This window comes from Thalassospira sp. MIT121401, assembly GCF_047125595.1.
Lineage (GTDB): Bacteria > Pseudomonadota > Alphaproteobacteria > Rhodospirillales > Thalassospiraceae > Thalassospira > Thalassospira povalilytica.
The window spans coordinates 4,385,215-4,411,775 of record NZ_CP138926.1 but is presented as its reverse complement, the minus strand read 5'-3'; the positions used below and the strand labels follow the sequence as shown (position 1 = coordinate 4,411,775).

The 26,561-nt window shown below is 56.0% G+C and carries 23 protein-coding genes; 12 read left to right on the top strand and 11 right to left on the bottom strand.

The window, feature by feature from the left end:
• From SIB88_RS20210 to SIB88_RS20195, 4 genes are all read left to right on the top strand, one after another.
• A complete protein-coding gene (locus SIB88_RS20210) occupies positions 1 to 3,195 on the top strand; it encodes an efflux RND transporter permease subunit (RefSeq protein ID WP_412558927.1) in 3,195 nt (1,064 codons plus the stop codon).
• Between the two features lies 1 nt (position 3,196).
• A complete protein-coding gene (locus tag SIB88_RS20205) occupies positions 3,197 to 4,648 on the top strand; it encodes an efflux transporter outer membrane subunit (RefSeq protein WP_412558926.1) in 1,452 nt (483 codons plus the stop codon).
• A gap of 153 nt (positions 4,649 to 4,801) precedes the next feature.
• Complete coding sequence (locus SIB88_RS20200) at positions 4,802 to 5,413, top strand: alpha-ketoglutarate-dependent dioxygenase AlkB family protein (RefSeq protein WP_068519874.1); 612 nt, start codon at positions 4,802 to 4,804, stop codon at positions 5,411 to 5,413.
• Between the two features lie 109 nt (positions 5,414 to 5,522).
• Positions 5,523 to 6,569 (top strand): LacI family DNA-binding transcriptional regulator, encoded by a 1,047-nt coding sequence (locus SIB88_RS20195; RefSeq protein ID WP_412558925.1) that lies wholly within the window; start codon positions 5,523 to 5,525, stop codon positions 6,567 to 6,569.
• Between the two features lie 35 nt (positions 6,570 to 6,604).
• On the opposite strand, the gene SIB88_RS20190 is transcribed toward SIB88_RS20195, so the two are convergent.
• Together SIB88_RS20190 and SIB88_RS20185 are read right to left on the bottom strand one after the other, a co-directional pair.
• Positions 6,605 to 7,771 carry a glycosyltransferase gene (locus SIB88_RS20190; RefSeq protein ID WP_412558924.1) on the bottom strand — a complete coding sequence of 389 codons (1,167 nt, stop codon included), beginning with the start codon at positions 7,769 to 7,771 and terminating at the stop codon, positions 6,605 to 6,607.
• Positions 7,772 to 7,823: 52 nt separating this feature from the next.
• Positions 7,824 to 8,411, bottom strand: a complete 588-nt coding sequence (locus SIB88_RS20185; RefSeq protein ID WP_412558923.1) for a DNA-3-methyladenine glycosylase I — start codon at positions 8,409 to 8,411, stop codon at positions 7,824 to 7,826.
• Positions 8,412 to 8,911: 500 nt separating this feature from the next.
• On the opposite strand from SIB88_RS20185, the gene SIB88_RS20180 reads away from it, so the two are divergent.
• Genes SIB88_RS20180 through folD form a run of 3 tightly spaced genes read left to right on the top strand, consistent with a single transcriptional unit; the run spans position 8,912 to position 10,452 of the window.
• Entirely contained in the window at positions 8,912 to 9,208 is a 297-nt protein-coding gene (locus SIB88_RS20180) for a YggT family protein (protein WP_068519870.1), read from the top strand.
• A 16-nt stretch (positions 9,209 to 9,224) separates the two neighbouring features.
• The gene (locus tag SIB88_RS20175; RefSeq protein WP_412558922.1) at positions 9,225 to 9,560 is read left to right on the top strand and encodes a DUF167 domain-containing protein; all 336 of its coding nucleotides are present in this window, start codon (positions 9,225 to 9,227) and stop codon (positions 9,558 to 9,560) included.
• Positions 9,553 to 10,452: a bifunctional methylenetetrahydrofolate dehydrogenase/methenyltetrahydrofolate cyclohydrolase FolD gene (gene folD / locus SIB88_RS20170; protein WP_412558921.1), complete on the top strand. Its 900-nt coding sequence runs from the start codon at positions 9,553 to 9,555 to the stop codon at positions 10,450 to 10,452. The genes SIB88_RS20175 and folD overlap by 8 nt, the downstream gene beginning before the upstream one ends.
• A gap of 59 nt (positions 10,453 to 10,511) precedes the next feature.
• On the opposite strand, the gene SIB88_RS20165 is transcribed toward folD, so the two are convergent.
• Positions 10,512 to 12,494, bottom strand: a complete 1,983-nt coding sequence (locus SIB88_RS20165; RefSeq protein WP_412558920.1) for an SLC13 family permease — start codon at positions 12,492 to 12,494, stop codon at positions 10,512 to 10,514.
• A 231-nt stretch (positions 12,495 to 12,725) separates the two neighbouring features.
• Here SIB88_RS20165 and SIB88_RS20160 point away from each other — a divergent pair, with 231 nt between their 5' ends.
• On the top strand, positions 12,726 to 13,946 hold the full coding sequence (locus SIB88_RS20160) for a winged helix-turn-helix domain-containing protein (protein WP_412558919.1): 1,221 nt from the start codon (positions 12,726 to 12,728) through the stop codon (positions 13,944 to 13,946).
• 120 nt (positions 13,947 to 14,066) lie between these two features.
• On the opposite strand, the gene SIB88_RS20155 is transcribed toward SIB88_RS20160, so the two are convergent.
• The 7 genes from SIB88_RS20155 to SIB88_RS20125 all read right to left on the bottom strand — a co-directional run bounded on the left by SIB88_RS20155 (position 14,067) and on the right by SIB88_RS20125 (position 21,500).
• Positions 14,067 to 14,837: an SDR family NAD(P)-dependent oxidoreductase gene (locus SIB88_RS20155; RefSeq protein ID WP_068519864.1), complete on the bottom strand. Its 771-nt coding sequence runs from the start codon at positions 14,835 to 14,837 to the stop codon at positions 14,067 to 14,069.
• 80 nt (positions 14,838 to 14,917) lie between these two features.
• Positions 14,918 to 15,925: an ABC transporter ATP-binding protein gene (locus tag SIB88_RS20150; protein ID WP_068519863.1), complete on the bottom strand. Its 1,008-nt coding sequence runs from the start codon at positions 15,923 to 15,925 to the stop codon at positions 14,918 to 14,920.
• A gap of 40 nt (positions 15,926 to 15,965) precedes the next feature.
• On the bottom strand, positions 15,966 to 16,796 hold the full coding sequence (locus SIB88_RS20145) for a carbohydrate ABC transporter permease (RefSeq protein ID WP_068519862.1): 831 nt from the start codon (positions 16,794 to 16,796) through the stop codon (positions 15,966 to 15,968).
• 10 nt (positions 16,797 to 16,806) lie between these two features.
• Positions 16,807 to 17,679 carry a carbohydrate ABC transporter permease gene (locus SIB88_RS20140; RefSeq protein ID WP_068519861.1) on the bottom strand — a complete coding sequence of 291 codons (873 nt, stop codon included), beginning with the start codon at positions 17,677 to 17,679 and terminating at the stop codon, positions 16,807 to 16,809.
• Between the two features lie 154 nt (positions 17,680 to 17,833).
• Complete coding sequence (locus SIB88_RS20135) at positions 17,834 to 19,144, bottom strand: ABC transporter substrate-binding protein (RefSeq protein WP_101247254.1); 1,311 nt, start codon at positions 19,142 to 19,144, stop codon at positions 17,834 to 17,836.
• A 198-nt stretch (positions 19,145 to 19,342) separates the two neighbouring features.
• Complete coding sequence (locus SIB88_RS20130; RefSeq protein ID WP_068519859.1) at positions 19,343 to 20,293, bottom strand: sugar-binding transcriptional regulator; 951 nt, start codon at positions 20,291 to 20,293, stop codon at positions 19,343 to 19,345.
• Between the two features lie 184 nt (positions 20,294 to 20,477).
• On the bottom strand, positions 20,478 to 21,500 hold the full coding sequence (locus tag SIB88_RS20125) for an aspartate-semialdehyde dehydrogenase (protein ID WP_068519858.1): 1,023 nt from the start codon (positions 21,498 to 21,500) through the stop codon (positions 20,478 to 20,480).
• Between the two features lie 449 nt (positions 21,501 to 21,949).
• Here SIB88_RS20125 and SIB88_RS20120 point away from each other — a divergent pair, with 449 nt between their 5' ends.
• The 4 genes from SIB88_RS20120 (at position 21,950) to sigJ (ending at position 25,367) form a co-directional block, all read left to right on the top strand.
• Complete coding sequence (locus SIB88_RS20120) at positions 21,950 to 23,173, top strand: SAM-dependent methyltransferase (RefSeq protein WP_228196087.1); 1,224 nt, start codon at positions 21,950 to 21,952, stop codon at positions 23,171 to 23,173.
• Positions 23,174 to 23,301: 128 nt separating this feature from the next.
• Positions 23,302 to 23,724, top strand: a complete 423-nt coding sequence (locus tag SIB88_RS20115; protein WP_341651126.1) for a hypothetical protein — start codon at positions 23,302 to 23,304, stop codon at positions 23,722 to 23,724.
• 135 nt (positions 23,725 to 23,859) lie between these two features.
• Positions 23,860 to 24,294, top strand: coding sequence for a carboxymuconolactone decarboxylase family protein (locus SIB88_RS20110; protein WP_412565923.1), 435 nt, complete (start codon positions 23,860 to 23,862; stop codon positions 24,292 to 24,294).
• A 149-nt stretch (positions 24,295 to 24,443) separates the two neighbouring features.
• A complete protein-coding gene (sigJ, locus tag SIB88_RS20105) occupies positions 24,444 to 25,367 on the top strand; it encodes an RNA polymerase sigma factor SigJ (protein ID WP_287465316.1) in 924 nt (307 codons plus the stop codon).
• 35 nt (positions 25,368 to 25,402) lie between these two features.
• Here the strand turns inward: sigJ and leuB are convergent, their stop codons facing one another.
• Positions 25,403 to 26,506 carry a 3-isopropylmalate dehydrogenase gene (gene leuB, locus SIB88_RS20100; RefSeq protein WP_068519854.1) on the bottom strand — a complete coding sequence of 368 codons (1,104 nt, stop codon included), beginning with the start codon at positions 26,504 to 26,506 and terminating at the stop codon, positions 25,403 to 25,405.
• Between the last annotated feature and the right edge of the window lie 55 nt (positions 26,507 to 26,561).

Sequence of the window (26,561 nt, the reverse complement as noted above, 5' to 3'; positions counted from 1 at the left end):
ATGACCGATCATTCCGGCAATCAGGATCAGAATGATCTTGCCTCGCTCAGTATCCGCCGTCCGGTGCTGGTCTGTGTTGTTTCCCTGCTGATCATCCTTGCCGGTCTGGCGGCGATGCTGGGTGTGGAAATCCGCGAACTGCCCAACGTTGACCGGCCGACCGTAACCATTACCGCAACCTATAGCGGCGCATCGCCGGAAACCGTCGATGCCGAAGTCACATCGGTTCTTGAAAGTGCTGCCTCACGCGTTAGCGGCGTCAAGGACATCAATTCCCAAAGCGAAGAGGGCAGTTCACGGGTTCGCATCGAATTCTTTCCCGATGTTGAAATCAATGATGCCGCAAGTGACATCCGCGAAGCCGTCAGCCGCGCCACCAGAAGCCTGCCCGACGAGGTCGAGGAAGTCCGCGTGGTCAAGGCCGACGCCGATGCCAGTGCCATCATGCGCATGGCCGTGGTCAGTAACCGCCTGACCGAAGAAGAACTTGCCAATATCGTTGATGACCAGATTTCCCCGGCATTGCTGGCGGTGCCCGGTGTTGCCGAAATCACGGTCAATGGCGACCGCGAAAAGGTCCTGCATGTGCGTGTCGATCCGCTGCGCATTGCAAGTTACGGCCTGTCGGTCAAAGACATCGCCGATGTGTTGCGCACGGCCCAGTTCGATATTCCGGCCGGCAGTTTTGAATCCACCGATCAGAAGCTTTTTGTCCGTGCCGATGCGTCGGTCTGGGAAGTCGACAAACTTAATCAGATGCTGGTCCGTGACAGCATCCTGCTTGGCGATGTTGCCGATATCTATTACGGCCCTGATGATGCGTCTTCCTATGTGCGTCTCGACGGGCGTGCGGTGATCGGCCTTGGTGTGGTGCGCCAGGCACAATCAAACACCATCGCGATTTCCAATGGCATTCGCGATGCGGTCGAACGGCTCAACAATCAGTATGACGATATCGAAATCTTCGTGAACTCCGACGATGCGGTCTTCATCGAAGGGGCCCTTTGGGAAGTGATCACCAGTCTGGCGCTTGCCATCATTATCGTGATCGGCGTGCTGTATCTGTTCCTGCGCTCTTTTTCTGCAACACTGATCCCGACGGTAACCATTCCGATCGCGCTGGTTGGTACGGTCGCCGCGATCTGGGCGATGGGCTTTTCGATCAACATCCTGACCTTGCTGGCTCTTGTTCTGGCAACCGGGATGATTGTCGATGACGCGATTGTTGTGCTTGAAAACATTCAGCGCCGCCGTCATCAGGGACTTGGGTCCATGGCCGCTGCGGTGCTTGGCACCCGTCAGGTCTTCTTTGCGGTCATTGCCACCACGCTGACCCTGATTTCGGTTTTCGTGCCGATTTCCTTCCTGCCCAGTACGGCAGGCCGTCTGTTCCGGGAATTCGGTTTCGTTCTGGCCTTTTCGGTGGCGGTATCTTCCTTTGTCGCGCTGACCTTGTGTCCGATGCTGGCATCGCGCCTGAAACATATCGATCCGCATGACGGTGATACAAAGGCCGAACCCAACCTGCTTGAACGGGTCGGGATATTCTTTGCCGGGATTTATCGCGTGATCCTTGAATGGGTGCTGCGCAATCCGGTGATCACCCTGATCATTTGTATCATTGCCGGCGGGATGGCCTTTGGTGCCTATAACGTCGTGACCAAGGAATTGCTGCCCAACGAGGATCGCGGCCGTATCCTGGTATCGCTGCGCGGGCCTGATGGTGTCGGCATTGATTACATGGATCGTCAGGTCGAAGCGGTCGAAAACATTCTTCGCCCGATCGTCGATGCGGGCGAAGCCCAGAATATCTACACGATTGTCGGTCTTTGGGACCCCAACCGTGCGCTGGTGATTGCGCCGCTGGTGCCATGGGATGAACGCGCCAGAAGCCAGCAGGACATCACCAACAGCATCCGCGGCAAGCTTAATGCTCTGCCCGGTGTGCAGGCATTCGTGTGGCAACCCAACAGTCTTGGCCTGCGCGGGGGCACCGGCGAAGGATTGCAGTTTGCCCTGACCGGGACGAACTATCGCAATCTTGCTGCCAATGCCCGTGCCCTTCAGGCCGAGATCGAAGCAAACAATCCCAATCTGACCGGTATCCGGGTATCCTATCAGACCACCCAGCCACAGCTTCTGGTCAATATTGATCGCAAACGCGCCTTTGATCTGGGCATCGAAATCGATGAACTTGATACGACCTTGCGCGCGATGATCGAAGGATACGAAGTCACCGACATCAATGTTGATGACCAAAGCATCCCGGTCAAATTGCGCAGTGCTGTGGGCAGCATCAATGATCCGTCTGATCTGGAAAATCTGTTTGTCACTGGCACCAATGGTCGCATCCTGCCGCTATCGTCTGTCATCACGCTTAGCGAGGAAGCCGTCGCATCCGAACTTGAACGCGAAGGTCAGCAACGCGCGGTTGGTGTGTCGGCCAACCTAGCACCGGGCTACACCCTTGATCAGGCGGTCAATGACGTCAATGCGGCTGCTGACAAGGTGCTGCCGCCCGGGATTGGTGTTCTGTTCCTCGGGGATGCCGCGGCCCTTGGTGAAACTTCAAGTGACGTCCAGATCACCTTCCTGATTGCGGTTCTGGTGGTGCTTCTGGTTCTGGCTGCCCAGTTCGAAAGTTTCATGTCCGCACTTGTGGTTGTTTTGACCGTGCCATTCGGGCTGGCTGCGGCGATCTTTGCGCTCAGTCTCAGTGGCACTTCGATCAATATCTATAGCCAGATCGGGCTCGTGATGCTGGTCGGGCTGATGGCCAAGAACGGCATTCTGGTGGTTGAATTTGCAGATCAGCTGCGTGATTCCGGACGCTCCGTTCGCGAGGCCGTCCATGACGCGGCAATGGTGCGTCTGCGCCCGATCATGATGACGATGATTTCAACGGTTCTGGGCGGGCTGCCGCTGGTTCTGGGGTCCGGTGCCGGGGCAGAAGCCCGTGCGGCAATCGGTTGGGTGGTGTTTGGCGGGCTTGGCTTTGCCACCGTCTTTACCTTGTTCCTGACACCGGTTCTGTATCTGTTGCTGGCACCGCTTGTTTCCGCACGTGCCGATGGTGGTCTTAAACTGCAAACACAGTTGCGGGCTGCGGAATCCATTCCTGATACGGGTGAAATTCCCGACGAACTCCCGCATGGTCCGGATGGACGCGGTGGCATTGAAGGAAGTGCAAAATAACATGACCAAAAATCGTCTGTTTGCTGTTTCGGGCATCGCACTTCTGACCGCACTTGCCGGGTGTCAGTCCGTCGGGCCGGATTATACCGCACCGAACTTTGATCTGGTCGGGGCCTATACGCCGGAAGTTCCGGTGATTGCCGCCTCGCAGGCCGATCATGGCCGCTGGTGGGAAAGCACCACCGATCCGGTGCTGCAAAGCCTGATTGACGAAGGTGTGGCCAACAATATCGACCTTAAAATCGCGATTAGCCGTATCCGTGCTGCCGCGGCCGCTGCACGCGGGGTCGGCGCGGCCAATGGTCCGACTGTTGGCGCGTCCCTTGACGGTTCGGCCGAACGGTCAACATCAAGCCGGGCCAGTGGCGATCATGTCGATGAACTGGGCTATGGCGCGGGGATTGATTTTTCCTGGACGGCGGATATCTGGGGTGGTCAGGCCCGCGAAGAACAGGTCGCCGAGGCCGACTATCTCCGTCAGGTTTATCTGCGCGAAGATGTCTATCGCACCATGATCGCCGATATCATCACCAACTATATCGAATTGCGCGGTGCCCAGAAACGTCTTGCGCTTTTGCAGGATTCGCTCGATCTGCAACGCCAGACCAGCAACATTGTTCAGGTCCGTTTGCAAACCGGTCTTGGCTCCGAGCTTGATCTGTCGCGTGCGCGTGCCGAAGTTTCCGACCTCGAAGCAACCGTACCGACCTTGCAGATCAGCATTGACCGGTCGATCAATGCCATTTCAATTCTGGTTGGCGCCCAGCCAGGCACCCATCGTGATTTGCTTCTTGATGCATCGCCATTGCCCGAATTTCAAAGCAGCCCGCCAATCGGCATTCCGGCCGATCTGTTGCGCCGCCGACCCGATGTTCGTGCTGCCGAACTGGCTTTGATCGGTGCGACCTCGCAGATCGGTGTTGAAACCGCCACCCTTTATCCGGAATTGACGCTAAGTGGCTCGCTCGCACTCGGGGTAACGGGGTATGGCACCGGGCCGATTGTCCGAACGGCCATGGCGGCGGTTGGCGCACTTCTTGACGCGACCCTTTATGATGGCGGCGAACGCCGTGCCAATATCACGGTAGCCGAAGAAGAAGCCGAGCAGGCGTTTCTGACCTATCGACAGACGCTTTTGAATGCGATTGATGATGTCGAAAGTGCGATCTATGGCTATGTCGGTGCCATGCAGCAACGTGATTCCCTGATTGCATCTGTTCAGCATCACCGCGATGCCTTTGAACAATCGCGGGTCCGCTATGTTCAGGGGCTGTCTGATTTTCTGGATGTCCTTGATTCCCAGCGCAGCCTGACATCTGCGCTGCAATCGCTGGCCGATGCCGAAACCGATCTCGAACTTGAAACCATCAATCTTTACAGTGCGGCGGGTTTAAGTGTTGAGGATGTCGAACGTTATGCTGCGCAACATGGCGTGACCCTGATCAACGGCTGACACCGGCAATATCTGCAAGGGCACGGAAACCGGCGCGGATTGCGGGATTGTGCGCCTCAACTTCCTGTGAAAACAGATATATCAGCGAACTGTGGCTTGAGTTTCTCAATCGTTCGGCATAGGTCTTTGGCAGTGTGACTTCCGGGGATAATCATGACCGGCGATCTGTTTGCCAATGAACCACCACGTAATCTTCTGCCCTTTGACGGCGAAGTATTGCTGCTGCGTGAAATCATGACCCCCGATGATGCCGACCGCGCCTTTGCCCGCCTCAAAACCGGGATTGTCTGGCAACAGGAAATCGCCAAAATCCATGGCAAGGAAATCCCGGTGCCGCGTCTGACGGCATGGTTTGGCGAGGTCGCCTATCGCTATAGCGGGGTCTATCATCCGGCCGCACCGTTTCCTTCGGTTGTCGCGCCGCTGCGCAAACTGGCCGAAGACCTGTCTGGTGCGCCATTCAATACGGTGCTTTTGAACTATTATCGTGACGGGCGTGACAGTGTGTCATGGCATGCCGATGATGAAGATGTTCTGGGCGAAAATCCGGTAATCGCCAGCTTGTCCTTTGGCGAAGAACGCCGCTTTCATTTTCGCCACAAAAAGACCGGGGACCGGATCAGCATCGATTTGCCCCATAACTCGGCCCTGATCATGGCGGGCGAAACCCAGCATTGCTGGCTGCATCAAATTCCCAAAACAGCCCGTCAGGTCAATGGGCGCATCAATCTGACATTTCGCAATACCCAACCTGAAACCAGATAGTCCAAGACCCGGATAATGTGTTCTGGAAGTAATGCGCTGCTTTTGGCTATAGTGTAGGCAAATCAGATCAATATCAGTGTGAAACACACGGGTTCGGGGAAACAGGCGCATGGCGAAACGCGTAAAACTTCTGGATGTCGCAAAGGCGGCCGGGGTTTCGCAAGGAACGGCGTCCAACGCGTTTGGCAAACCCGATCTGGTCCGCCCCGAAGTCCGCGAACGGATTTTCGCCGCGGCCAAGGAACTTGGCTATCGCGGGCCGCATGTCATGGCGCGCATGTTGCGTACCGGCAAGGCCGGGGCACTTGGCGTGGTATTTCCCGATAATCTCGAATATGCCTTTACCGATCCGGTGGCGATTGAATTGCTGCGCGGGATCGGGCGCGAATGTGCCCAGCAGGGCGTCAATGTCATGATCATTTCGGCCCAGAACCAGAAACAGGCAATTGCCGCGGTCAATAATGCGGCGGTTGATGCTTTTCTGGTCCATTGCTATTCCGACAATAACGATATCATCGCCGCCATTCAGCGCCGCAACCAGCCGCTGATCAGCATTGATACCGATATTGCCGGTGCCGCTGGCACTGTCGCACTGGATGATTTTGCTGCCGGGAAAAATGCTGCGCAGCATTTGCTTGATTGCGGGGCAAAACGCTTTGCCATTCTGTCGCTTCAGGCAACCGACCATGATCATTTCGGCCCCATGAATGCCAACCGTGTCGGTGCTGCCAGTCACCGGGTGGTGCGCGAACGTCTTGCCGGCTATCACGCCGCACTGGCCGGTGCGGGCATTGCGCCGTCCGATGTGCTGCATGTCGAATGCGACAATCAGTCCGATCACAGTGCGAAAATGACTGTTGAATTGTTGGCAGCCCATCCTGAAATCGATGGCATTCTGGGCATGTCTGATGTGATTGCCATCGGCGCGATTGATGCCGCACGCATGTCGGGGCGCAAGGTGCCGGACGATCTCAAGGTGATCGGAATTGACGGTATTGCCGCTGGCGAACGCACCGACCCGCCCCTGACCACCATGTATCAGGATTCCGTTGAAAAAGGCCGCCTTGCCGCCGAAATGGCCCTGTCGGAAACCCCGGGCAAAACCATCACCCTTGAAACCACATTACTACTCCGCGGATCAAGCAAACCGCTCTGACCCCGTTTCGGGATAAGGGGATCTGACCGGGCGGGCTATTTGCTGCTGTCGGTACCGGTAAAATCGAAATCGGGCAGATCGCGCTTGCCAGCCAGCCCATCCCAAAGTGCCAGATAGCGGTCATTCATCGCCCGCAGGCTGTAATGATCAATGATGCGCATGCGGGCCGCTGTTTTGCGATAATTGCGACTGTCCACATCCTCTGTCAGCAATTCGACGATGGCATTGGCCAATTTGTCGGGGGCGTGCAGCGGCACCGTCTTGCCCGTGCCGCCCAGAATATCTGCAACATCGCCGACATCATTGCCAATTGCCGGGACACCGCATGCCATGGCTTCACCGATCACGTTCGGGAACCCTTCGCCAAAGCTTGATGACAGGACTGCAATATCAAAACCCGGTACCAGCGCAGCCACATCACGGCGCAGGCCAAGGGCTGAAACATGTCCGCCAAGCTCGTCGGGAATGATCAGCGCATCGGTTTCGTGACCGATCAAGACCAGATGGGCGTCATGACCCTGGGCGCGGACAAGCCTGATGGCCTCAAACAGGGTGGCGTGGTCTTTTGCCGGATCTTTGCGGGCGACCATACCGATCAGATATTTGTCCGGCGTGATGCCGATCTGCTTGCACAGCCGGTATTTCGCGCCCGGATCGGGATGCCATTCGTCTGTATCAAACCCGTTGGGCAGATAGGCCCATTTTCGGGGATGGTATCCGCAACTGATATGGTGACGCTGCCCGGCATGTGAATTGGCGGCAACGATTGCTGGTCGTCCCGATAATTTTGCCAGCAATCCAAGCACGATCCGGGTTGATCGCCCATACTGCGCAAGGTCCATTTCCGCGCAGCGGATATTCCAGGCCAGCCGTCTGGTACCGCGCCCCGACAGCAATGCAGCAAGGGTGGCGATAAAATCGGAATGATAAAGCCACGACATGATGGCATCGGGCTTTTTGCGTCGCATCAGGCGTGACAGCCTGAAAAACGCCGCTGGTAAATCGCGTATGCCCGATGTCATGCCAAGACAATGCAGCTCAACGCCGGCCTCTATCAAATCCGGGCCATAAACACCTTCGTCCATCAGCGATACGACAATCTGGCGCGGCGCATCGGGATCAGAATTTCGGGCATTATGGCACGCAATCCGGGTCAGGACACGTTCCGCCCCGCCAGCGTCCAGTTCGTTGATGATATGCATTACCGTTGCCATACCAAGCCTATAGCAGGCCTTGGCGGTTCCGAACAGATGGCTATTTTGCCAACTGATGGTAGCGGTAACATTCCTTGGTGTGATCCATCACAAGGCCGGTGGCCTGCAGGAATGAATAGATGATGGTGGTGCCGACAAATTTCATGCCGCGTTTTTTCAGATCCTTGGAAATCCGGTCGGAAAGCTCGGTTGATACCGGAACTTCGGACATGGTGTTCCAGTGATTGATCACCGGGCGGCCATCGACGAATTTCCAGATATAGGCATCAAAGCTTCCGAACTCTTTCTGGATGGCAATGAATGTTTGGGCATTTTTAATAGTCGCCGCGACTTTTAGTTTATTCCTAATAATCCCCGGATCGGCCAAAAGTGCTTCCTGCTTGGCCGCGTCATAGGCCGCGACCTTATGCACATCGAAATTATCAAATGCCGCGCGATAGGTATCACGCCGTGCCAGAATCGTAAGCCAGCTCAACCCGGCCTGGGCGCCCTCAAGGATCAGCATTTCAAAGAAAAGCCGGTCATCATGGACCGGAACACCCCATTCGGTGTCGTGATAATCGACATAAAACGGTTTGTCGTGATGGGTTTCCGCCCAGCCGCAACGCCGGTGAACCTGATCTGGCATGTGTTTCATCCTTTGATGGTTTGGCGCATTCTTGGCCCAAGGCCGCCCTGCTGCAAGCACAGATCGGCTGTGCCCTGACATCTCCTGACAGTTTCTGGCAGGGGCATCGCAATACCGGGCCCTGGAATGCGAGGCTCCGGCGTGTGCGGTTTCAGCGTTTCAGGCTTCAGCATCCCAACCTGATCCGGTGCTACTTATTTCGATGCAGCACAACCGGGCGCAACACAATCCGGGGTAACACGATCCGATGAAACACAATCGGGTGCAACACAATCCGGTGGAACATCATCCTGTGCAAAACAATCAGGTGCGGCACGGAAAGCGGCGCAGAAGCCACCTGTCGGGTGACGGGGATCACAAAGCGACGAAAACTTGTGCTTCGGCGGGGTAAAATCAACGCTCTGCGCTTGCGTTGCCGGTCATTGCCGACTAGGTTTTGCTGCGTGCAAACATCTTACCGGGCAAAAATCGAATATGCCCGGCGATCGTAAGGAGCGGCGATGCTGGCGATTTTTTGGCTGATTGATACTGTGGTTGGGATCTACATTTTCATGCTGATTGCATCTGCAATCCTGTCATGGCTTGTGGCATTCAACGTGATCAATACCAGCAACCGATTCGTCTATATGGTCGGTGATTTCCTGTATCGTGTGACCGAACCGGCCCTGCGCCCGATCCGGCGGATCATGCCGGACCTTGGCGGCATCGACATTTCGCCGATCATTCTGATTCTGGTGCTGCAATTTGCCAATATGCTGATCCAGACCGATGTCCGGATGGCTCTTTTAGGTTACTAGATGTCTCAATCAGACAATGACTGATCCCGTTTGCGAGATACTCTCTGATCAAACCGGGATCCGTCTGTTTGTGCGTTTGACGCCAAAGGCTTCGCGTAATGCGATCAACGGTCTGATTGAAGATGTCAGCGGGCGTTTGCAGCTTAGGGCATCGGTGACAGCAGTGCCGGAAAACGGCAAAGCCAATCAGGCCCTGATAAAACTTTTGGCAAAAGCGGCCAAATGGCCTAAATCCTCGGTCGGGATCGTTAGCGGACACACAGACCGCAACAAGGTGCTGGTGATTTCCGGCACCCCCACAGAGCTGATGGCGCAAATTACCGAACTGACGGGCGGACAGACACATGAGTGACGCAAAAATCATCGATGGCAAGGCATTCGCAGCCAAACTGCGCGAAGACATCGCAGCAGAAGTCTCCAAGTTGAAAGCGGACCACGGTGTGACCCCCGGTCTTGCCGTCATTCTGGTCGGCGAAGACCCGGCCAGTCAGGTCTATGTCCGCAACAAGGGCAAACAGACCCTTGAATGCGGCATGAATTCCTATGAACACAAACTGTCGGCCGAGACCAGCCAGGAAGATCTTCTGGCCCTGATCGCCAAGCTCAATGCCGATGAAAACGTTCATGGCATCCTGTGTCAGCTTCCGGTTCCCAAACATATCGACGAACAGGCGATCCTGGCGGCCATCGACCCGGCCAAGGATGTGGATGGCTTCCATGTCGTCAATGCCGGCGCACTGGCCACCGGCGGTGAGGGCTTTGCCCCCTGCACGCCTTATGGCTGCCTGATGCTGCTCAAAGATACCCTTGGTGATCTGTCTGGCAAACGCGCGGTCGTGGTCGGGCGTTCCAACATCGTTGGCAAGCCGATGGCGCAGCTTCTGCTGAAAGAAAGCTGCACCGTGACCATCGCGCATTCGCGCACCCGCGATTTGCCCGAAGAAGTCCGCCGCGCCGATATCGTCGTTGCCGCGGTTGGCCGCCCGAACATGGTCAAGGGCGACTGGATCGCCCCGGGTGCCACGGTGATTGATGTCGGCATCAACCGGGTTGAAGGGGCCGAGGGCAAAATGAAGCTGGTTGGCGATGTCGAGTTTGAAACCGCATCCAAAGTCGCCGGTGCCATCACCCCGGTTCCGGGCGGTGTCGGCCCGATGACCATTGCCTGCCTGCTCAACAACACCCTGATTTCGGCCTGCCGTGCCAACGGCCTCGATGTGCCGAACCTCGGTTTTAACAGCTAAGCTGGTAGACAGTTTTGAGAATGCGAAGGGCAGCCATTGGCTGCCCTTTTTGTTTTTGCTTAAAGCGGCCAAACCCACAGCAGCATTGGCACACCAACCGCCACCACGATGATCTCAATCGGTAGGCCGAGTTTCCAGTAGTCGCCGAAGCGGAAGCCGCCGGGGCCGAGGATGAGGGTGTTGTTTTGATGGCCGATCGGGGTCAGGAAGGCGCAGGAAGCCCCGATGGCGACCGCCATCAGGAACGGGTCGGAGCTGGCATCGAGTTGGGCAGCACTGCCAATGGCAATCGGACACATGACGGCCGCGGTGGCGGCATTGTTCATGAAATCCGACAGGGTCATGGTCACGATCAGGATCAGCCCGACAGCGATCACGGCATTGCCCTGGGCGATGGTTTCAAGCAGGAAGCGCGCAATCAGGTCGGCACTGCCGGTGGTTTCCATCGCGGTGGCAACCGGGATCAGGGCCGCCAGCAGGACCACGACCGGCCAGTCGACCGCGTCATAAAGGGTGCGCGGGGCAACAACGCCAAACAGCAGGCTTGCCAACACACCAAGCGCAAAGGAAATGGCAGCCGGCACGATGCCAAAGGCCGCAAGGGCGATGGCAATGGCCATGATCGCACTGGCCTTGAAGGCTTGTGACTTGTCGCCAAGATGAAGCGCGCGTTCGGCCAGCGGCGCACAGCCCATGCGATTGCCAAATTCGCTGATGGCGGCGGGCGATCCTTGCATCAGCAGAACGTCGCCGGCCTGCATTTTCATGGTGCGCAAGCGCGACATGGAGCGCTGTCCCTGGCGTGAAATTGCCAGCAGGTTGATGCCATAATGGCTGCGGATGCGAATATCGGCCGCCGACCGCCCGATAAAGGCGGCATTTGGCAGGATCACGACTTCGATCAGGGAAATGTCATCCGATTGCAGGGCCTTTTTATGAAGCTCGGCCGTTTGTTCGCCGTCCGGTGATTTTTCATCGCCAGGTTTTGCGTCGGTCGAGATTACCTTTTCGTCAGGTTTTCGGGCATTTTGTGCCTTGGTCGTTTCCTTGACCGTTTCAGTCGCCGCTTCCTTGGCATCTGTGCCGGCGTCCTCTTTGTCTTTTTCCTTCTCTTTCTCGGCAGCTTTGGCCTTGGCTTCGGCCTGAATGCTGCGCCATTCGGCTTCGAGGGTGAGCTCAAGACCGGAAAGGGCACTTGCCAAGCCTTCGGGCTCTGCTTCGATCAGAAGGATGTCATTGTCATGAAGTTCCCGATACGGGTTCGGGGCCGGAATGCGTTTTTCATTGCGGATCAGACCGATGACCTGGGCGTCGGATTTTTCCAGCTCGTCATTGATGTCACGGAGCAACATGCCGGCGGCTTTGCTGCCTTCGGTGATGCGGGCTTCGGTCAGGTAGGAGCCGGTTTCAAATCCTTCGGCACCGGCACGTTCGCGCGTCGGAACAAGGAAACGCCCGACAAGAATGACAAAGGCCAAACCGGCCAAGGCGATGGCAATGCCGACCGGGCTGTAATCAAACATTGAAAATCCGCTGCCATTCAAACCGGCACGGAAGCCCGAAACAATCAGGTTTGGCGGCGTCCCGATCAGGGTGGTCATTCCGCCCAGGATCGAGCCGAAAGCAAGCGGCATCAAAATCTTGCCCGGTGGCACGCCCTGTTTGTTGGCAATCTGAAGGGCAACAGGCATCAAAAGTGCCAGGGCCCCGACATTGTTCATAAAGGCCGACAGAATGGCGGCCAGAAGACTGAGTGCGGCAAGCGTCACAAACGGCCCGGCCGATTGCGGCAATACCGTCCGGGTCAGGGCATCAACCGCGCCGGATTGCTGAAGGGCGGATGACAGGATCAGGATACAGGCCACGGTAATCACCGCCGGGTGGCCAAAACCGTTAAAGGCCTCGCCAGTCGGGACCAGCCCAAGCACCACACACATCAAAAGCGATGCCATGGCCACCATGTCATGGCGCCAGCGCCCCCATAAAAACAGGGCAACTGTGCCGACAAGGACAGTCAGGATCATGATTTGTGCGCTATCCATTTATGCCGTCCGATCTTGTTGTGCCCGGTATGGGGATGTTGAATGCTAGGGTGCGGTGGTTCGGGTGGTCAAGTGATGTCGAAAGGGGGCAGGATAATTTACGTTTTGGTTGCTACTGCCATATTTGTCAGGAGAATATGTTAGGGTTCGGACCCATGCACATGACCGTAGCATCATCCTGTTTTTATTTGCCAATTTGAATGTTGTATCATGCCAGTTGACACTGCCCCAATGCCCACTGCCAGCGTAGCCATTTCGGTCAAACAGGCCCGTAATCTTGCACTGTGCGGGCAGGGGTTTGAACAGGATGACAACCGTCCGGTGACCAAACGCCGGATCATGAAGGCCATCCGCAAAACCAATATGCTGCAGGTTGATAGTGTCAATGTTTTGACCCGTGCCCATTACATGCCGGTCTTTAGCCGGTTGGGTGTGTATGACCCGGCGATGCTTGATGACATTGTCTGGGGCAAGTCGCGCGAACGCAAATTGTTCGAATATTGGGGCCATGAGGCATCGATGATCCCGGTCGAGGATTATCCGCTGTATCGCTGGCGGATGGAGGATGCAAAACAGGGTGTTGGCACCTGGGGTCGGATTGCCCGTATCCAGCGTGAAAAGCCCGAACTGATCCAGGGAATTCTTGATCATATCGAACGCAACGGCCCGGTCGGTTCCAGTGATCTTGAGGCAAAAGGGGCCAGCAGTTCCCAATGGTGGGGATGGTCGGAAACCAAGACCGCGATGGAATATCTGTTCTGGAGCGGGCAGGTCATGGCGCAAAAACGCCGGTCAAGTTTCGAGCGGATTTATGATTTGCCGCACCGGATCATCGGGGATGCGGCCCATGACCCGGCACCGATCAGGATCGAGGCGCAATCAGACCTGATCTGCAAGGGGATTGCGGCGATGGGCATCGCGACCGAGGCCGATTTGCGCAAATATTTCCGTCTGCCGACAGCCGATGTGAAGGATTGCCTGATCAAGCTGGTCGAAGAGGGGCGGTTGCTGTGTGCTGATGTCGAAGGATGGAAACAGGCGGGGTATTTGTGCCCGCATGTCAATCCGCGTGCGCGCGCCAAGCCGACCTGTTTAATGGTGCCGTTTGATCCGGTGATGTGGGAACGCGACCGGGTGGAACGCATATTCGGTTTCAATTACCGGATCGAGATTTATGTGCCGGCCGAAAAGCGCCAATACGGTTATTACGTTCTGCCATTCATGTTGAATGGCGAATTTGTTGCGCGTGTCGATTTGAAGTCGGAGCGCAAAAAGGGCGTTCTTCTGGTGCAAAGTGCGCATCTGGAAGACGGATGCAATCAGCGGGATGTGGCCGGGCCATTGATGACGGAATTGCGCCGTCTGGCCAGCTTCCTTGGTCTTGAAAACGGGGTCGAGATCGCGGGCGACAATGCGTTTTCACGCTATTTGGGCAGTGTTCCGACCTTATGAAAGGTCAGGGGATAAACAGGTAAACGGGGCGCAGGTCCCACATCTGCGCCCCGTTTCACCATTGTTCCGACCTGGCTACAAATAGCTTCAGGACATTGTAGCCATTAGTTGCACCTGGCCTTACCAGCAGGTGTAACCCCCATCAGCCAGAACAATGGATCCGGTCATCAGGCTGGACGCGTCAGAGGCCAGGAACAGCACAACCGATCCGATTTCCTCGGTCAGGCCAAGGCGGGCCATCGGGGTGCCATTGATCCAGGCGTCATACATTTCCGGCTTGGATTTGACGAATTCATTCAGCGGGGTCGCAATATAGGTCGGTGCGACCGCATTGACGCGCACACCACGACCGCCCCATTCCGCCGCCAGCGACTTGGTCAGGTGATGAACGGCTGCTTTGGATGCGTTGTAATAGGCCTGTTCCTGGGGCTTGTTGACGATAAAGCCTGACATGGAACCGACATTGACGATCACACCGTTCTTTTTGGCCAGCATCTGTTTGCCAAATTCGCGGCAGCACCAGAAAGTGCCGTTCAGATTGACGTCAATGACATTCAGCCAATGTTCGTCAGTGACGGTTTCGGCCGGGGTTTCCGACCGGGCAATCCCGGCATTGTTGACCAGAATATCGATGCCGCCCTGCTTGGCCATTTTTTCCGCACTGGCGCGGACCTGATCGGTGTTGGTGACATCCATGATGTCGATATCGGCGGTGTAACCTTTGGATTTCAGGTAATCACGGCCTTCTTCGGCGACAGCTTCGCTGATATCGCCGATGACAACATGGGCACCGGCTTCGGCCAGTGCTTCGCAGCAGGACAGACCAATGGCACGACCGCCACCGGTGACATAGGCACGACGCCCGGAAAGATCGAACTTTTTAAGATACATTTTGGACTCACAGTTAGCTTGATTGGTAAGGCGGGACCGCAATGCTGGTGTGGGGCAGTGCGGCCCGGATTGTGCACGTATCAGGAAGGTCCAAGCGCAAGACCATGGGCGTCAAAGCGGTGGATGCGATCCTGTTCAGGTGTCAGGAAGATTTTGTCATGTTCACCAAGGGGCATTTCGCCGGTGGCGCGGACCGTCATCGGGCCAAGGCCATCAGCTTCGACATGGAGATATGTCTCGGCCCCAAGATGTTCGGCGATCTTGACTGTTGCGGCGATATCGCCGCGATCAGTGCTGACCGTCAGATGTTCGGGACGGATGCCAATTTCATGGCAGTTATGTTTTGCTGCAAGCTCCCCGCCCAGGAAGTTCATTTTCGGTGAGCCGATGAAACCGGCGACAAATTTGTTGGCCGGGCTGTTATAAAGTTCCATCGGCTTGCCGACCTGTTCGACACGGCCGGCCTGAAGAACCACGATCTTGTCGGCCATGGTCATGGCTTCGACCTGATCATGGGTCACATAGATCATCGTGGTTTTGAGTTCCTGATGAAGACCGGTGATTTCAAGACGCATATTGACGCGAAGGGCGGCATCAAGGTTTGAAAGCGGTTCATCAAACAGGAAGGCCGCCGGATTGCGCACGATCGCACGTCCGATGGCAACACGCTGACGTTGCCCGCCCGAAAGCGCGCCGGGGCGACGGTCAAGGTAATCGGTCAGGTTGAGGATTTTGGCCGCGGACTGGACTTTCTGATCAATAACGTCCTTGCTTTCGCCCGCCATTTTCAGGCCGAAGGCAATGTTGTTATAGACCGTCATATGCGGATACAGCGCATAGGACTGAAAGACCATCGACAGGCCGCGTTTGGCCGGGGCTTCGTTGGCAACGTCGGTGCCGTCAATCAGGATTTTGCCATCGGTGACATCTTCGAGACCGGCAATCAGACGCAGCAGGGTTGATTTCCCGCAGCCCGACGGACCGACAAAGACCACGAATTCACCATCATTGATATCAAGATCGACACCGGGAATAACATCCAGCGTTCCGAAGCTTTTCTTGACTTTTTCCAGTCGGATAGCACCCATTTTGGTGTTCCTTCTTTCTCTATTTCGATTGGGCCTGCGGTTACTTGACCGCGCCGAATGTCAAACCACGAACAAGCTGCTTCTGAGAGAACCAGCCAATGACCAGAATGGGCGCCACCGCGAGCGTCGATGCAGCTGAAAGCTTTGCCCAGAACAACCCTTCGGGGCTGGAATAGGAGGCAATGAAAGCGGTCAGCGGTGCGGCATCGGACGTGGTGAGGTTGAGCGTCCAGAACGCTTCGTTCCAGGCCAGGATCACATTGAGCAGCATGGTCGAGGCAATGCCGGGCACGGCCATGGGCAACAGCACAAAGATGATTTCCTTGGGCAGGGTTGCGCCGTCCATGCGTGCGGCTTCGAGAATGTCGGTCGGGATTTCCTTGAAATAGGTGTAAAGCATCCAGACCATGATCGGCAGGTTCATCAGGAACAGAACCATGATCAGACCAAAGCGCGTATCAAGCAGTCCCCAGTCGCGGAACACCAGATAGATCGGCACCAGCACGCCGACCGGCGGCATCATTTTGGTCGACAGCATCCAGAGAAGCGCATCCTTGGTGCGTTTGGTCGGGTTAAAGGCCATGGCCCAGGCACAGGTCACGGCAAAGACCAGCCCGACCAGTGTTGACCCGACCGCAAGGATCACCGAGTTCATGGCGAACTTGAAATAGTTCGACCGTTCCTGGACCTCGGCATAGTTTTCAAGCGTCCAGTCAAAGGAGATGAAGCTGGGCGGGATCGAAACGGCTTCGAGCTCGGTCTTGAAGCTGGTCAGAACCATCCAGAAAATCGGGAAGAAGATCAGAAGACCGACGATCCAGGCAAAGACCGAGAAACTGATATAGCCAAGGGGTGTTTGTTTGTTTTCCATGTCGCGCCCCTTATTTGTCCAGGTTTTTGCCGATAAGGCGGATCAGGAAGATCGCCACGATATTGGCCAGAATGACCGCGACAATGCCGCCGGCAGATGCACCACCAACATCGAACTGCAACAGCGCCTGGGTATAGACGAGGAAGGCGATATTGGTCGTTGCCAGACCCGGGCCACCACCGGTGGTGACAAAGATTTCGGCAAAGACGGTCAGCAGGAAGATGGTTTCGATCAGCACCACCACCGTGATCGCACGGCTAAGATGGGGAAGCGTGATATAGAAAAAGATCGCAACCGGACCGGCCCCGTCCATCTGGGCGGCTTCTTTCTGATCGCGGTCCAGCGATTGAAGTGCGGTCAGCAGGATCAGAACGGCAAAGGGCAACCATTGCCAGGACACCATGATGATGATCGAGGTCAGCGGCGCATTGGTAAACCAGTCAATCGCGGGCAGGCCAAACAGGCTGGCAATCCACGCAAACATCCCCGAAACCGGGTCCATCAAAAGGTTTTTCCAGACCAGTGCATTCACGGTCGGCATAATAAAGAAGGGGGCAATCACCAGAAGACGCAGAATACCGCGCCCGAAAATCGGTTGATCAAGCATCAGTCCCAAAAGGACGCCGCCAACAACGGTGATGACCAAAACAGATCCAACCAGCAAAAGCGTGTTTGCCAGTGATGCAAAAAAGGCCGGATCGGTCAGGAAAAATTCGTAATTAAGTGTGCCGATCCATTCTTCCATTCCCGGCGACAACAGGTTGTAGCGCAGGAAGGAGAAGTAAATCGTCATGCCCAGCGGGACGGCCATCCACAAGAACAGGACAATGATCGACGGTGCGGACATGATACGCCCGGTCAGGGTCGAGGCCCGTGTCGACATGATGTGCTCCCCGAGATTGATGTTGCGGATCCTTTTCCGGATGGAAAGAGGGCGGTGCGTTTTGCAACCACCGCCCCAAGTTCATCAGGTCAAGGAGGCGCAGGCCAGAAATCATTTCAGATGTGCGATGAAATGACTTCCGGCCTGTGGTGTATCAGTAGTACCCAGCCTTGCGCATGGTGCGGTCGGTGCTTGACTGTGCGGCCGAAAGGGCCTGATCGACAGACATCTGACCGGCAAGAGCTGCGGAGAACTGCTGACCGACCGTGGTGCCGATACCCTGGAATTCCGGGATCGCAGCGAACTGGACACCAACATAGGGTTTCGGTTTCATGGTCGAATTGATCGGGTCTGCACTGTCGATGGCAAGAAGGGTCTCGTCAGCAAACGGTGCGGCTTCGAGGTATTTCGGGTTCTGATAAAGCGACATGCGGGTGCCCGGCGGTACGTTTGCCCAGCCTTCTTTCGACGCTACCAGTTCGAGATAGTTTTTCGAGGTCGCCCAAGCGATGAATTTCTGGGCGGCTTCGACTTTCTGGGAACCCATCGGGATGCCAAGGTTCCATGCCCAGAGCCAGTTGGCACCGGTGCAGGTCGCAGCGCACGGCGCTTCGGTGAAGCCGACCTTGTCTGCAACTTTGGATTCTTTGGGGTTGGTCACGAAGGATGCCGCAACGGTTGCATCGATCCACATGCCGCATTTGCCCGAGTTGAACAGCGACAGGTTTTCGTTAAAGCCGTTCGACGTTGCACCCGGAGGACCATAGTTACCAAGGATGTTGGTATACATGTCGAGTGCTGCTTTCCACTCGGCACTGTCAAAGGTCGGGTTCCAGTTTTCATCAAACAGACGCGCGCCATAGGCATTGCCCATGGTGGTGATCAGCGCCATGTTTTCACCCCAGCCGGCCTTGCCGCGCAGGCAGATGCCATAGACGCCTTCGTCCGGTTTGTGGAGTTTCTTGGCGATTTCAAGGGTCTGGTCCCAGGTCAGGCGACCATCGATGGTAATGCCGGCCGCATCGAACAGGTCCTTGCGGTACATCATCATCGAGCTTTCACCGTAGAACGGTGCAGCATAAAGCGCGTCATCCTTGGAAACGGCCGAACGGATGGCCGGCATGATGTCATCGACATCATAGTCGGCACCCAGATTGTCGAGCGGTGCGAGCCAGCCCTTTTCGGCCCAGATCGGCACTTCGTAGGTGCCAATGGTCATGACGTCATACTGACCGCCCTTGGTGGCGATATCAGTGGTGACGCGCTGACGCAGGGTGTTTTCTTCGAGGGTTACCCACTCAAGCGTGATGTCCGGGTTCTTGGAGGTGAAATCATCCGTCAGCTTCTGCATGCGGATCATGTCACCGTTGTTCACGGTTGCGATGGTCAGTTTCGTTTCGGCATTGGCGTGTGCGATACCGCCAGCCAACAGCGCACACAGCGCTGCTCCCATTACGCGTTTCATATTTCCTCCCAAAAGGACTGTCTACCCGTTGGACAACTTTGGCTGTCCGTCTTGATCATTTGTTCAGGTAATGAGCATTCACTCAATTTCGCGGCATATTGTCAAACGAATTCGTTTTTGCGGCGCACAAAACAAAACCCTGTCAGGCGGCCTGACAGGGTGGCTATGCGTTATATTGTCGCAGCCTGGCGCGCGGTGCTAGCGCAGCAAAGCTTCGGCGGTGGCTTCGTCAGTGATCAGGGTCGAAATCAGTTTTCCGCGCATGGCCCCGCGAATCGCTGCGACCTTTTTGGCCCCTTTGGCGACGGCGATGGTGTTGGTGGCCGGCTGAACCGCCGGGGCACTGGTGACGCAATGATTGACCGGGTGATCAAGGATATTGCCGTCTTCGTCAAAGGACCAGCTGATCACTTCGCCGATTGCACCGCTTTGACGCAGGGATGTCAGTTCATCCCTGGTGATAAATCCGTCAATATGAAGCGGTGCGTCATCGCCCAGATGCCCGACACCGATAAAGCGGATATCCGCTTCGCGGGCGAGTTTCAGGATATTGTCCATCGGCGGTTGCTTTTGCATGCGTTCGCGCATTTTCGGATCTTCGATGATCACCGGGATCGGCAACGGATAATGCGGGGCGCGCGTGCGGTCGGCCAGATCGGTGACCGCATCATAAAAACTTGCCGCCCCGTCATGGGCGATGGTGCCGACCAGCGAGACGATCTTGTGGTGACTGCCGTCAATGCGGCCGATTTCATCGACCATGGCGCGCATGGCACGCCCGGTGCCAAGGGCGATGATTTTGGGATCAGAAGACTGCAAGGCGCGCTCAAGATAGGTTGCGGCGGCCTGTGCCATGCCAAACATTGCCTCGGGGGCGGAGGGGTCGGTGGGCACGACATCGCAATTGGCCAGACCGTATTTTTCGCAGATCGCCTTGCCCAGTTCCATGCAATGGGTGATGGGATGATCAAGGCGGACTTTGACAAGTCCTTCGCTGACGGCGGCCGAGACCAGACGTTGCGCGGTCGGACGTGAAACGCCAAGCTTCTGGGCGATTTCGTCCTGGGTATTCCCGGCACAATAGTAAAGCCAGCCCGCGCGGGCTGCTTCATCCAGACGGGCTGCTTCCTTGCGCGTTCTTTTGACCATCCGATTCCCCCCGACATATCTTCTTGTTCATCATGCGCCAACTGGGTGATGAACGCTTTTATCGCTGAAGTCTTGTCTTTTTCCCTACCGTCTTTTTGGAATTGTTACCAGCGTCCATGCGTCTATCAACGACAAAACCCGCCCCAAAAAGGGCGGGTTTTGCAAAGGAAGCTGTTGGTTTTCCTTATTTCTTGGGCAGGAAATCCGCAACCAGTTTTTCGGCAATCTGAACCGCGTTAAGGGCCGCACCCTTGCGCAGGTTATCGCCGACACACCACAGTGACAGGCCGTTTTCGACCGTCGGATCCTTGCGCACGCGCGAGACAAAGACATTGTCCTCGCCCTGGACTTCCTGCGGGGTGACATAGCCTTCGTCCTGGCGGTAATCGACAACCGACACACCCGGGAAATCTTTCATTGCCTTGCGGGCATCTTCGACGGTGATCGGTTTTTCGAATTCGATATTGACCGCTTCGCCGTGGCCGACAAAGACCGGAACACGCACACAGGTTGCGTGAACGGCAATTTCCGGATCCAGGATCTTGCGGGTTTCGACCGTCATTTTCCATTCTTCACGGGTCGCGCCATCATCCATGAAGCTGTCGATATGCGGAATGACGTTAAAGGCGATCTGTTTGGTGAATTCTTCCTTTTGCGGGGGATCATTCACATAGATGCCGCGCGTCTGGTTGAACAGTTCGTCCATGGCGGCACGGCCGGCCCCGGATACCGACTGATAGGTCGCAACCACGATACGCTTGATCGATGCCATGTCATGAAGCGGCTTAAGGGCCAGCACCATCTGAATGGTCGAGCAGTTCGGGTTGGCAATGATGTTCTTTTTGGCGTAACCGGCAAGGGCATCGCCATTGACTTCGGGCACGATCAGCGGAACGCCCGGTTCCATGCGCCAATAGCTGGAATTGTCGATAACAACACAGCCGGCCTCGGCGGCCTTGGGAGCCAGTTTCTTGGCGGTTTCCCCGCCGGCCGAGAACAGGGCAATATCAACGCGCGAGAAATCGAAATTGGCCGCGTCCGATACGCTCAGATCATCGTCTTCGCCATAGGAAACGGTACGACCGATTGATTTCGAGGATGCCAGTGCAAAGACTTCATCGGCGGGAAATTTGCGTTCGGCAAGAGTGTTGAGCATTTCGCGCCCGACATTTCCGGTCGCGCCGACAACGGCGATTTTATAGCCCATCAGGTGCCTCTTTTCAGTCTGGTCGGCATGGAGGCCGGACCCGGGCCAACGCAGGCAATAAGCCGCATGGCGGTTCGGACGGCGCAGGCGCATGCCTGTGGATAATGTCTGATAATCTGGCGCGAGATGTAAGGCTTTCACGACAATTGCGCAAGCGCATCCTTGTCATTCCACCTATGATTACTACTTGAGATCGCAGAAAAATCTGGCAAAATCGTATACGGGGTTCATGTGTCGAACCCGAAATCAGAATCGTTTCGCATCCTGCTTGGTTGATTTCTGCTTTCGGCTCGGATCGCATCGCGAAACCGCTGCCACCATCTGACGACCTTCCAAATGGCAAGATAAAACGATCCTGACAAAGGGTTAGATGCAGATATGCGGCATTGCTGCATATGGGGCGATCAGTTTTCCGACTTTTGCAAAAAGGACGGCCGATGACGTACCCGATGAGTTTGGATTGGACACAGAAAAAGGTTCTCGATTTCTTTCGGGAACATGTAACGCGCGGAACGCTGGTTTTCCGCGTGGATGAAAAACATGAAATCGTTCTGGGTGATGGTTCGGAACCGCGTGCGGGCATGACCGTGCCCGACTGGACCAACACCCTTAAAATGGCGCTTAGTCCCGATCCGGGATTTGGCGAAGCCTATATGCATGGCGGCTTTGACCTTGTCAGCGGTGAAATGGAAGATCTGATCCGCGTGTTGCGCCTTAATTTCGAAGGCGGACATTCGTCGAGCGGCTTTGGCACCTTTATCGAAAAGTTGCAGGCGCTCAAATTCCAGATTGCCCAGTTTACCACCGTCAAGGCAGCATCAAAACGCGTCCGCCATCACTATGATATCGGCAATGATCTTTATACCCGCTTCCTTGATCCGGAGATGCAATATTCATGTGCCTTCTGGGATGACGGGGCGCAAACCCTTGAAGAAGCGCAACACCGCAAAATGAGCCTGACCACCCAGCGGCTCAAGATCAACGAGCCGGGATTGCGGGTGGTCGATATCGGTTGCGGCTGGGGCGGGTTAAGCCGGTTTATCCGCCGCGAAACAGGGGCCGAGGTCCACGGTATCACATTGTCGACCGAACAATATAACTGGGCGCAGCAAAAGCGGGCCGAGATGGGCGACAATGCCAAAAGCGGACTGGATTATCATTTGCTTGATTACCGGGTCTTTGCCGATGCCAATGCCGGAAAATATGACCGGGTGGTATCGGTGGGCATGTTCGAACATGTCGGTCGCCATCAGTTCAAAACCTATTTCGAAAAGGTTGGCCAACTGCTTAAGGCCGGTGGGCGGGCCGTCATTCACACCATCATCAAGCCGCGCGCCGAATTTACATCGCCCTGGATCGACAAATATATCTTCCCGGGCGGCTATATTCCGGCGGTTCATGAAGTGATCGAAGCCGCCGAGCACGCCAATCTGATGGTCGAGGCATCGCATTTCCATGCCGGGCGCAACTATGCCCGGACATTGCGGGCCTGGCGTGACCGGTTCCGGGCGGTGCGTGATGAACTTGACCCGGTCAAATATGACGAGGAATTCCGCAGAATGTGGGAATTCTATCTGGCGGGCTGCATCAATGCCTTTGACGAGTCAGAAGGCGGTGGCGGCATGCGGGTTGGCCAGTTTGTCTTTACCAAGCCGGGCTTTGACTATGCCTGAGGATACAGGGCGGGGAACGATGGTTTCCCGCCCTGACTTGTTTAAGGGTCCCAAGACACATCGCGTGATCGACCGGCACGACAGATGTGAAAAAGCGATCAACCGGTCTTTTGTCGGGAGGAAACGACATGCTGAAAGTGATGAACTGGGATGACACTGATCATCAGGGCAGCGAGACATCGCTAACAAGCCGGGCCGCGCATATCGGGCAGGTGGAAGATTACGTCAAGGCACTGGGTGCGATCGAACTGTCGAGTTGCGAACGGGACATGTTGCGTGCCCACGCACGGGCACCGGGGCGCGAAATTACCGGTCTTAAGCTGGCTGAAACGGTCGGGCATTTCGGCTGCCGGATCGGGCACAAGAAATATGGCCGACTGGCCGGGAAAATCGCAACTGCTGCGGGGCTGCCGGTCTGCAAATCCGATGTCAGTGATTATCTTGCGGCGATCTTTACCCTGGCCGATGGCAAACAGTCGACGGGGGAGGATTGGCAATGGGTCATGCATGCGCCCCTGGCCGATGCATTGAAAAAGCTTGGCATGGCCTAGGTTTTTCGGGCGCGTTTACCGGGTGAACGCGGAAAAAACAAAAAAAGACGGACGGGCCGTGTAACGCGGTCCGTTTGTGTTTCGTCCTTGTGGGCAGAAGGGACGTGATCCCGTTACCGAGCAAGGAGAACCATGATGAGCCGTTTTTCATTCCCCGATACCAGCCCGACCCTGTTCAAATCGATGTATGGTCTGGCCACGGCCATTGTTGAAAATGGCAAGGTGCCAGCCGTTCTCCGTGATTTGATCGAATGCCGCGTGTCACAGATCAATCAGTGTTCGTTTTGCCTGCGCATGCATGCCAAAAGTTTTGCCGAACATGGTGGCGATGCGGCCAAACTGACGATGTTGCCGGTCTGGCGCGCCGCAGACGGGTTTGACGATGCCGAACGCGCCGCACTTGACTGGGCGGAATGCCTGACCCGGGTCGAAAGTCAGGAACGCATTGCACAAAGCCACCGTGCGCTTTTGGCACATTTTGAAGCCGATGCGATTTCGGAACTGACCTGCGTGATTTCAACCATGAATGCCTGGAACCGTCTTGGCATTGCCCAGCACGAATTTGCATGACCGGGCTTTCCGCGCCCGTTGTCCGGGAGACAGATGATATCGTCTCTTTGCAACAGGAAGGTCCATCGGGCAGGATGAAGCAACGCAAGCAACAAGATCAGGCGGTACGGGGTAATCCCGTGCCGCTTCACCCGTTTGATGGGTACAGGATGTCAGATACGATTTTTGAACAGCATCGCGCACGTCTGACGGCGCTGGCCTATCGGATGCTGGGCAGTCATGCCGACGCCGAAGACGCGGTGCAGGATGTGTGGCTCAGATGGCGCAAGCAGGATCACGCCGAGATCAAGGATGCAACCGGCTGGCTGGTCCGGGTGTGCAGCAATATTTGTCTGGATGTTCTGAAATCGGCCCGGCGCCAGCGCGAAAACTATGTCGGCAACTGGTTGCCCGAACCGTGGATGCCGCCAGAACCGCCCAAAGCCGAAACCAACCTGATCGAACAGGAAGGTCTGGGGCAGGCGTATCTTTTGATGCTTGAACGACTTGCGCCGGTCGAACGGGTGGCACTTGTCCTGTATGAGGTGTTTGACTGGGCACATGATGATATTGCCCCGGTGATCGAACGCACCCCGAACAATACCCGTCAGATCCTGTTTCGGGCCCGGCGCAAAATGAAGCGTGAAAATGACCGCGATGCGACACCGGAAATCACCGGACAGCCATGTGATCAGACACGCATGCAGGCCTTTGTCACGGCGCTTAGTCTTGGTGATGTCGGTCAGCTTCTGACCCAGCTTGCCCCGGATGTCATTTTGCATTCCGATGGCGGTGGCAAGGCGCTGGCCACTGCCAATCCGCTTTATGGTCCGGATCATGTTGCACGGTTCTTTGTTGGTGTCTGGCGCAAACGCAATCCACGTGAACGGGCGTTCTATGTGGTGCTGGACGGGGAATGCTGGCTTCTGATGATGGTGGATGGCGTGGTTGAAACCGCACTAAGCGCAACGGAAAAGGATGGTCGGATTGTGGATCTGTTCGTGCATCGCAATCCCGACAAGCTTGCGCTGTTTGAGGCGGTCGTCGGCAATGCCGTTGAAATCGACCCGGATAGCAAAAAGGCCGGGCAATAAACCCGGCCTTTTGAATTTGTGATCAGAACGAAGGATCAGACAAGTTTGTCGAGTTCGTTGATCAGCGACTCACCCATGACGGTGGTCGAAACTTTTGCCATGCCCGGCTGCATGATGTCGCCGGTGCGAAGGCCGCCCTTAAGGACGTTCTGAACCGCATTTTCGATCAGGGTTGCATCGTCGCCCATGTCGAACGAGTAACGCAGCATCATGGCAAAGGACAGAATGGTTGCCAGCGGGTTGGCGATGTCCTGACCGGCGATGTCCGGTGCGGAACCGTGTACCGGCTCATAAAGTGCTTTGCGTTTGCCGTCAGCGTCGGCCGCACCAAGCGATGCGGATGGCAGCATGCCGAGCGATCCGGTCAGCATGGCAGCGCAATCCGACAGAATGTCGCCAAACATGTTGGTGGTGACCATCACGTCGAACTGTTTCGGGTTACGAACCAGCTGCATGGATGCGTTATCGACATACATGTGGCTGACTTCGACTTCCGGGAAGTCCTTGGCAACGCGTTCAACAACTTCGCGCCACAGAACGGTGGATTCCAGAACGTTGGCCTTGTCGACCGAGCACAGACGCTTGTCACGTTTCATGGCCATGTCAAAAGCAACGCGCGCGATGCGTTCGACTTCCGGTTCGGAATAGACAAGGGTGTTGAAACCGGTGCGAACACCGTCGCGTTCTTCGATGCCGCGCGGCTGGCCGAAATAGATGCCGCCGGTCAGTTCGCGCAGGATCATGATATCGAGACCCTTGACGACTTCTTCTTTCAGGGTCGATGCACCAACAAGTGCGTCAAACACCAGTGCCGGACGCAGGTTGGCAAACAGGCCCATTTCCTTGCGGATTTTCAGAAGACCGCGTTCCGGTTTGATATCAAACGGAAGATCGTCCCATTTCGGACCACCAACAGCACCAAGCAGAACCGCGTCCGCTGCCATTGCATCGGCAAGGGTTTCGTCGGTCAGCGGGTTGTTATGTGCATCGATCGACGCACCGCCAATCAGGCCTTCGGTGATTTCGAAGTTCACATTGCGCTTTTTCGCCATCCAGTCCATGACGCGCTGGACCTGACGCATGACTTCGGGACCAATTCCGTCGCCCGGCAGCATCAATACTTTTTTGGTGGTGGTCATAAAAGAATCCTTCCCAGATATTTTCGGGGCCGCTCACCCCGTAGCGATAGAAAAG

What these genes read in the sequence shown, in the direction of transcription:
- SIB88_RS20160 (WP_412558919.1), top strand. Translation starts at nt 12,726, where the DNA reads ATGCCCACTGCCAGCGTAGCCATTTCGGTCAAACAGGCCCGTAATCTT.
- folD (WP_412558921.1), top strand. Translation starts at nt 9,553, where the DNA reads ATGAGTGACGCAAAAATCATCGATGGCAAGGCATTCGCAGCCAAACTG.
- SIB88_RS20155 (WP_068519864.1), bottom strand. Translation starts at nt 14,837, where the DNA reads ATGTATCTTAAAAAGTTCGATCTTTCCGGGCGTCGTGCCTATGTCACC.
- SIB88_RS20175 (WP_412558922.1), top strand. Translation starts at nt 9,225, where the DNA reads ATGACTGATCCCGTTTGCGAGATACTCTCTGATCAAACCGGGATCCGT.
- SIB88_RS20135 (WP_101247254.1), bottom strand. Translation starts at nt 19,144, where the DNA reads ATGAAACGCGTAATGGGAGCAGCGCTGTGTGCGCTGTTGGCTGGCGGT.
- leuB (WP_068519854.1), bottom strand. Translation starts at nt 26,506, where the DNA reads ATGACCACCACCAAAAAAGTATTGATGCTGCCGGGCGACGGAATTGGT.
- SIB88_RS20200 (WP_068519874.1), top strand. Translation starts at nt 4,802, where the DNA reads ATGACCGGCGATCTGTTTGCCAATGAACCACCACGTAATCTTCTGCCC.
- SIB88_RS20205 (WP_412558926.1), top strand. Translation starts at nt 3,197, where the DNA reads ATGACCAAAAATCGTCTGTTTGCTGTTTCGGGCATCGCACTTCTGACC.
- SIB88_RS20165 (WP_412558920.1), bottom strand. Translation starts at nt 12,494, where the DNA reads ATGGATAGCGCACAAATCATGATCCTGACTGTCCTTGTCGGCACAGTT.
- SIB88_RS20120 (WP_228196087.1), top strand. Translation starts at nt 21,950, where the DNA reads ATGAGTTTGGATTGGACACAGAAAAAGGTTCTCGATTTCTTTCGGGAA.
- SIB88_RS20140 (WP_068519861.1), bottom strand. Translation starts at nt 17,679, where the DNA reads ATGTCGACACGGGCCTCGACCCTGACCGGGCGTATCATGTCCGCACCG.
- SIB88_RS20180 (WP_068519870.1), top strand. Translation starts at nt 8,912, where the DNA reads ATGCTGGCGATTTTTTGGCTGATTGATACTGTGGTTGGGATCTACATT.
- SIB88_RS20145 (WP_068519862.1), bottom strand. Translation starts at nt 16,796, where the DNA reads ATGGAAAACAAACAAACACCCCTTGGCTATATCAGTTTCTCGGTCTTT.
- SIB88_RS20150 (WP_068519863.1), bottom strand. Translation starts at nt 15,925, where the DNA reads ATGGGTGCTATCCGACTGGAAAAAGTCAAGAAAAGCTTCGGAACGCTG.
- SIB88_RS20185 (WP_412558923.1), bottom strand. Translation starts at nt 8,411, where the DNA reads ATGCCAGATCAGGTTCACCGGCGTTGCGGCTGGGCGGAAACCCATCAC.
- SIB88_RS20195 (WP_412558925.1), top strand. Translation starts at nt 5,523, where the DNA reads ATGGCGAAACGCGTAAAACTTCTGGATGTCGCAAAGGCGGCCGGGGTT.
- SIB88_RS20190 (WP_412558924.1), bottom strand. Translation starts at nt 7,771, where the DNA reads ATGCATATCATCAACGAACTGGACGCTGGCGGGGCGGAACGTGTCCTG.
- SIB88_RS20110 (WP_412565923.1), top strand. Translation starts at nt 23,860, where the DNA reads ATGAGCCGTTTTTCATTCCCCGATACCAGCCCGACCCTGTTCAAATCG.
- SIB88_RS20130 (WP_068519859.1), bottom strand. Translation starts at nt 20,293, where the DNA reads ATGGTCAAAAGAACGCGCAAGGAAGCAGCCCGTCTGGATGAAGCAGCC.
- SIB88_RS20115 (WP_341651126.1), top strand. Translation starts at nt 23,302, where the DNA reads ATGCTGAAAGTGATGAACTGGGATGACACTGATCATCAGGGCAGCGAG.
- SIB88_RS20125 (WP_068519858.1), bottom strand. Translation starts at nt 21,500, where the DNA reads ATGGGCTATAAAATCGCCGTTGTCGGCGCGACCGGAAATGTCGGGCGC.
- SIB88_RS20210 (WP_412558927.1), top strand. Translation starts at nt 1, where the DNA reads ATGACCGATCATTCCGGCAATCAGGATCAGAATGATCTTGCCTCGCTC.
- sigJ (WP_287465316.1), top strand. Translation starts at nt 24,444, where the DNA reads ATGTCAGATACGATTTTTGAACAGCATCGCGCACGTCTGACGGCGCTG.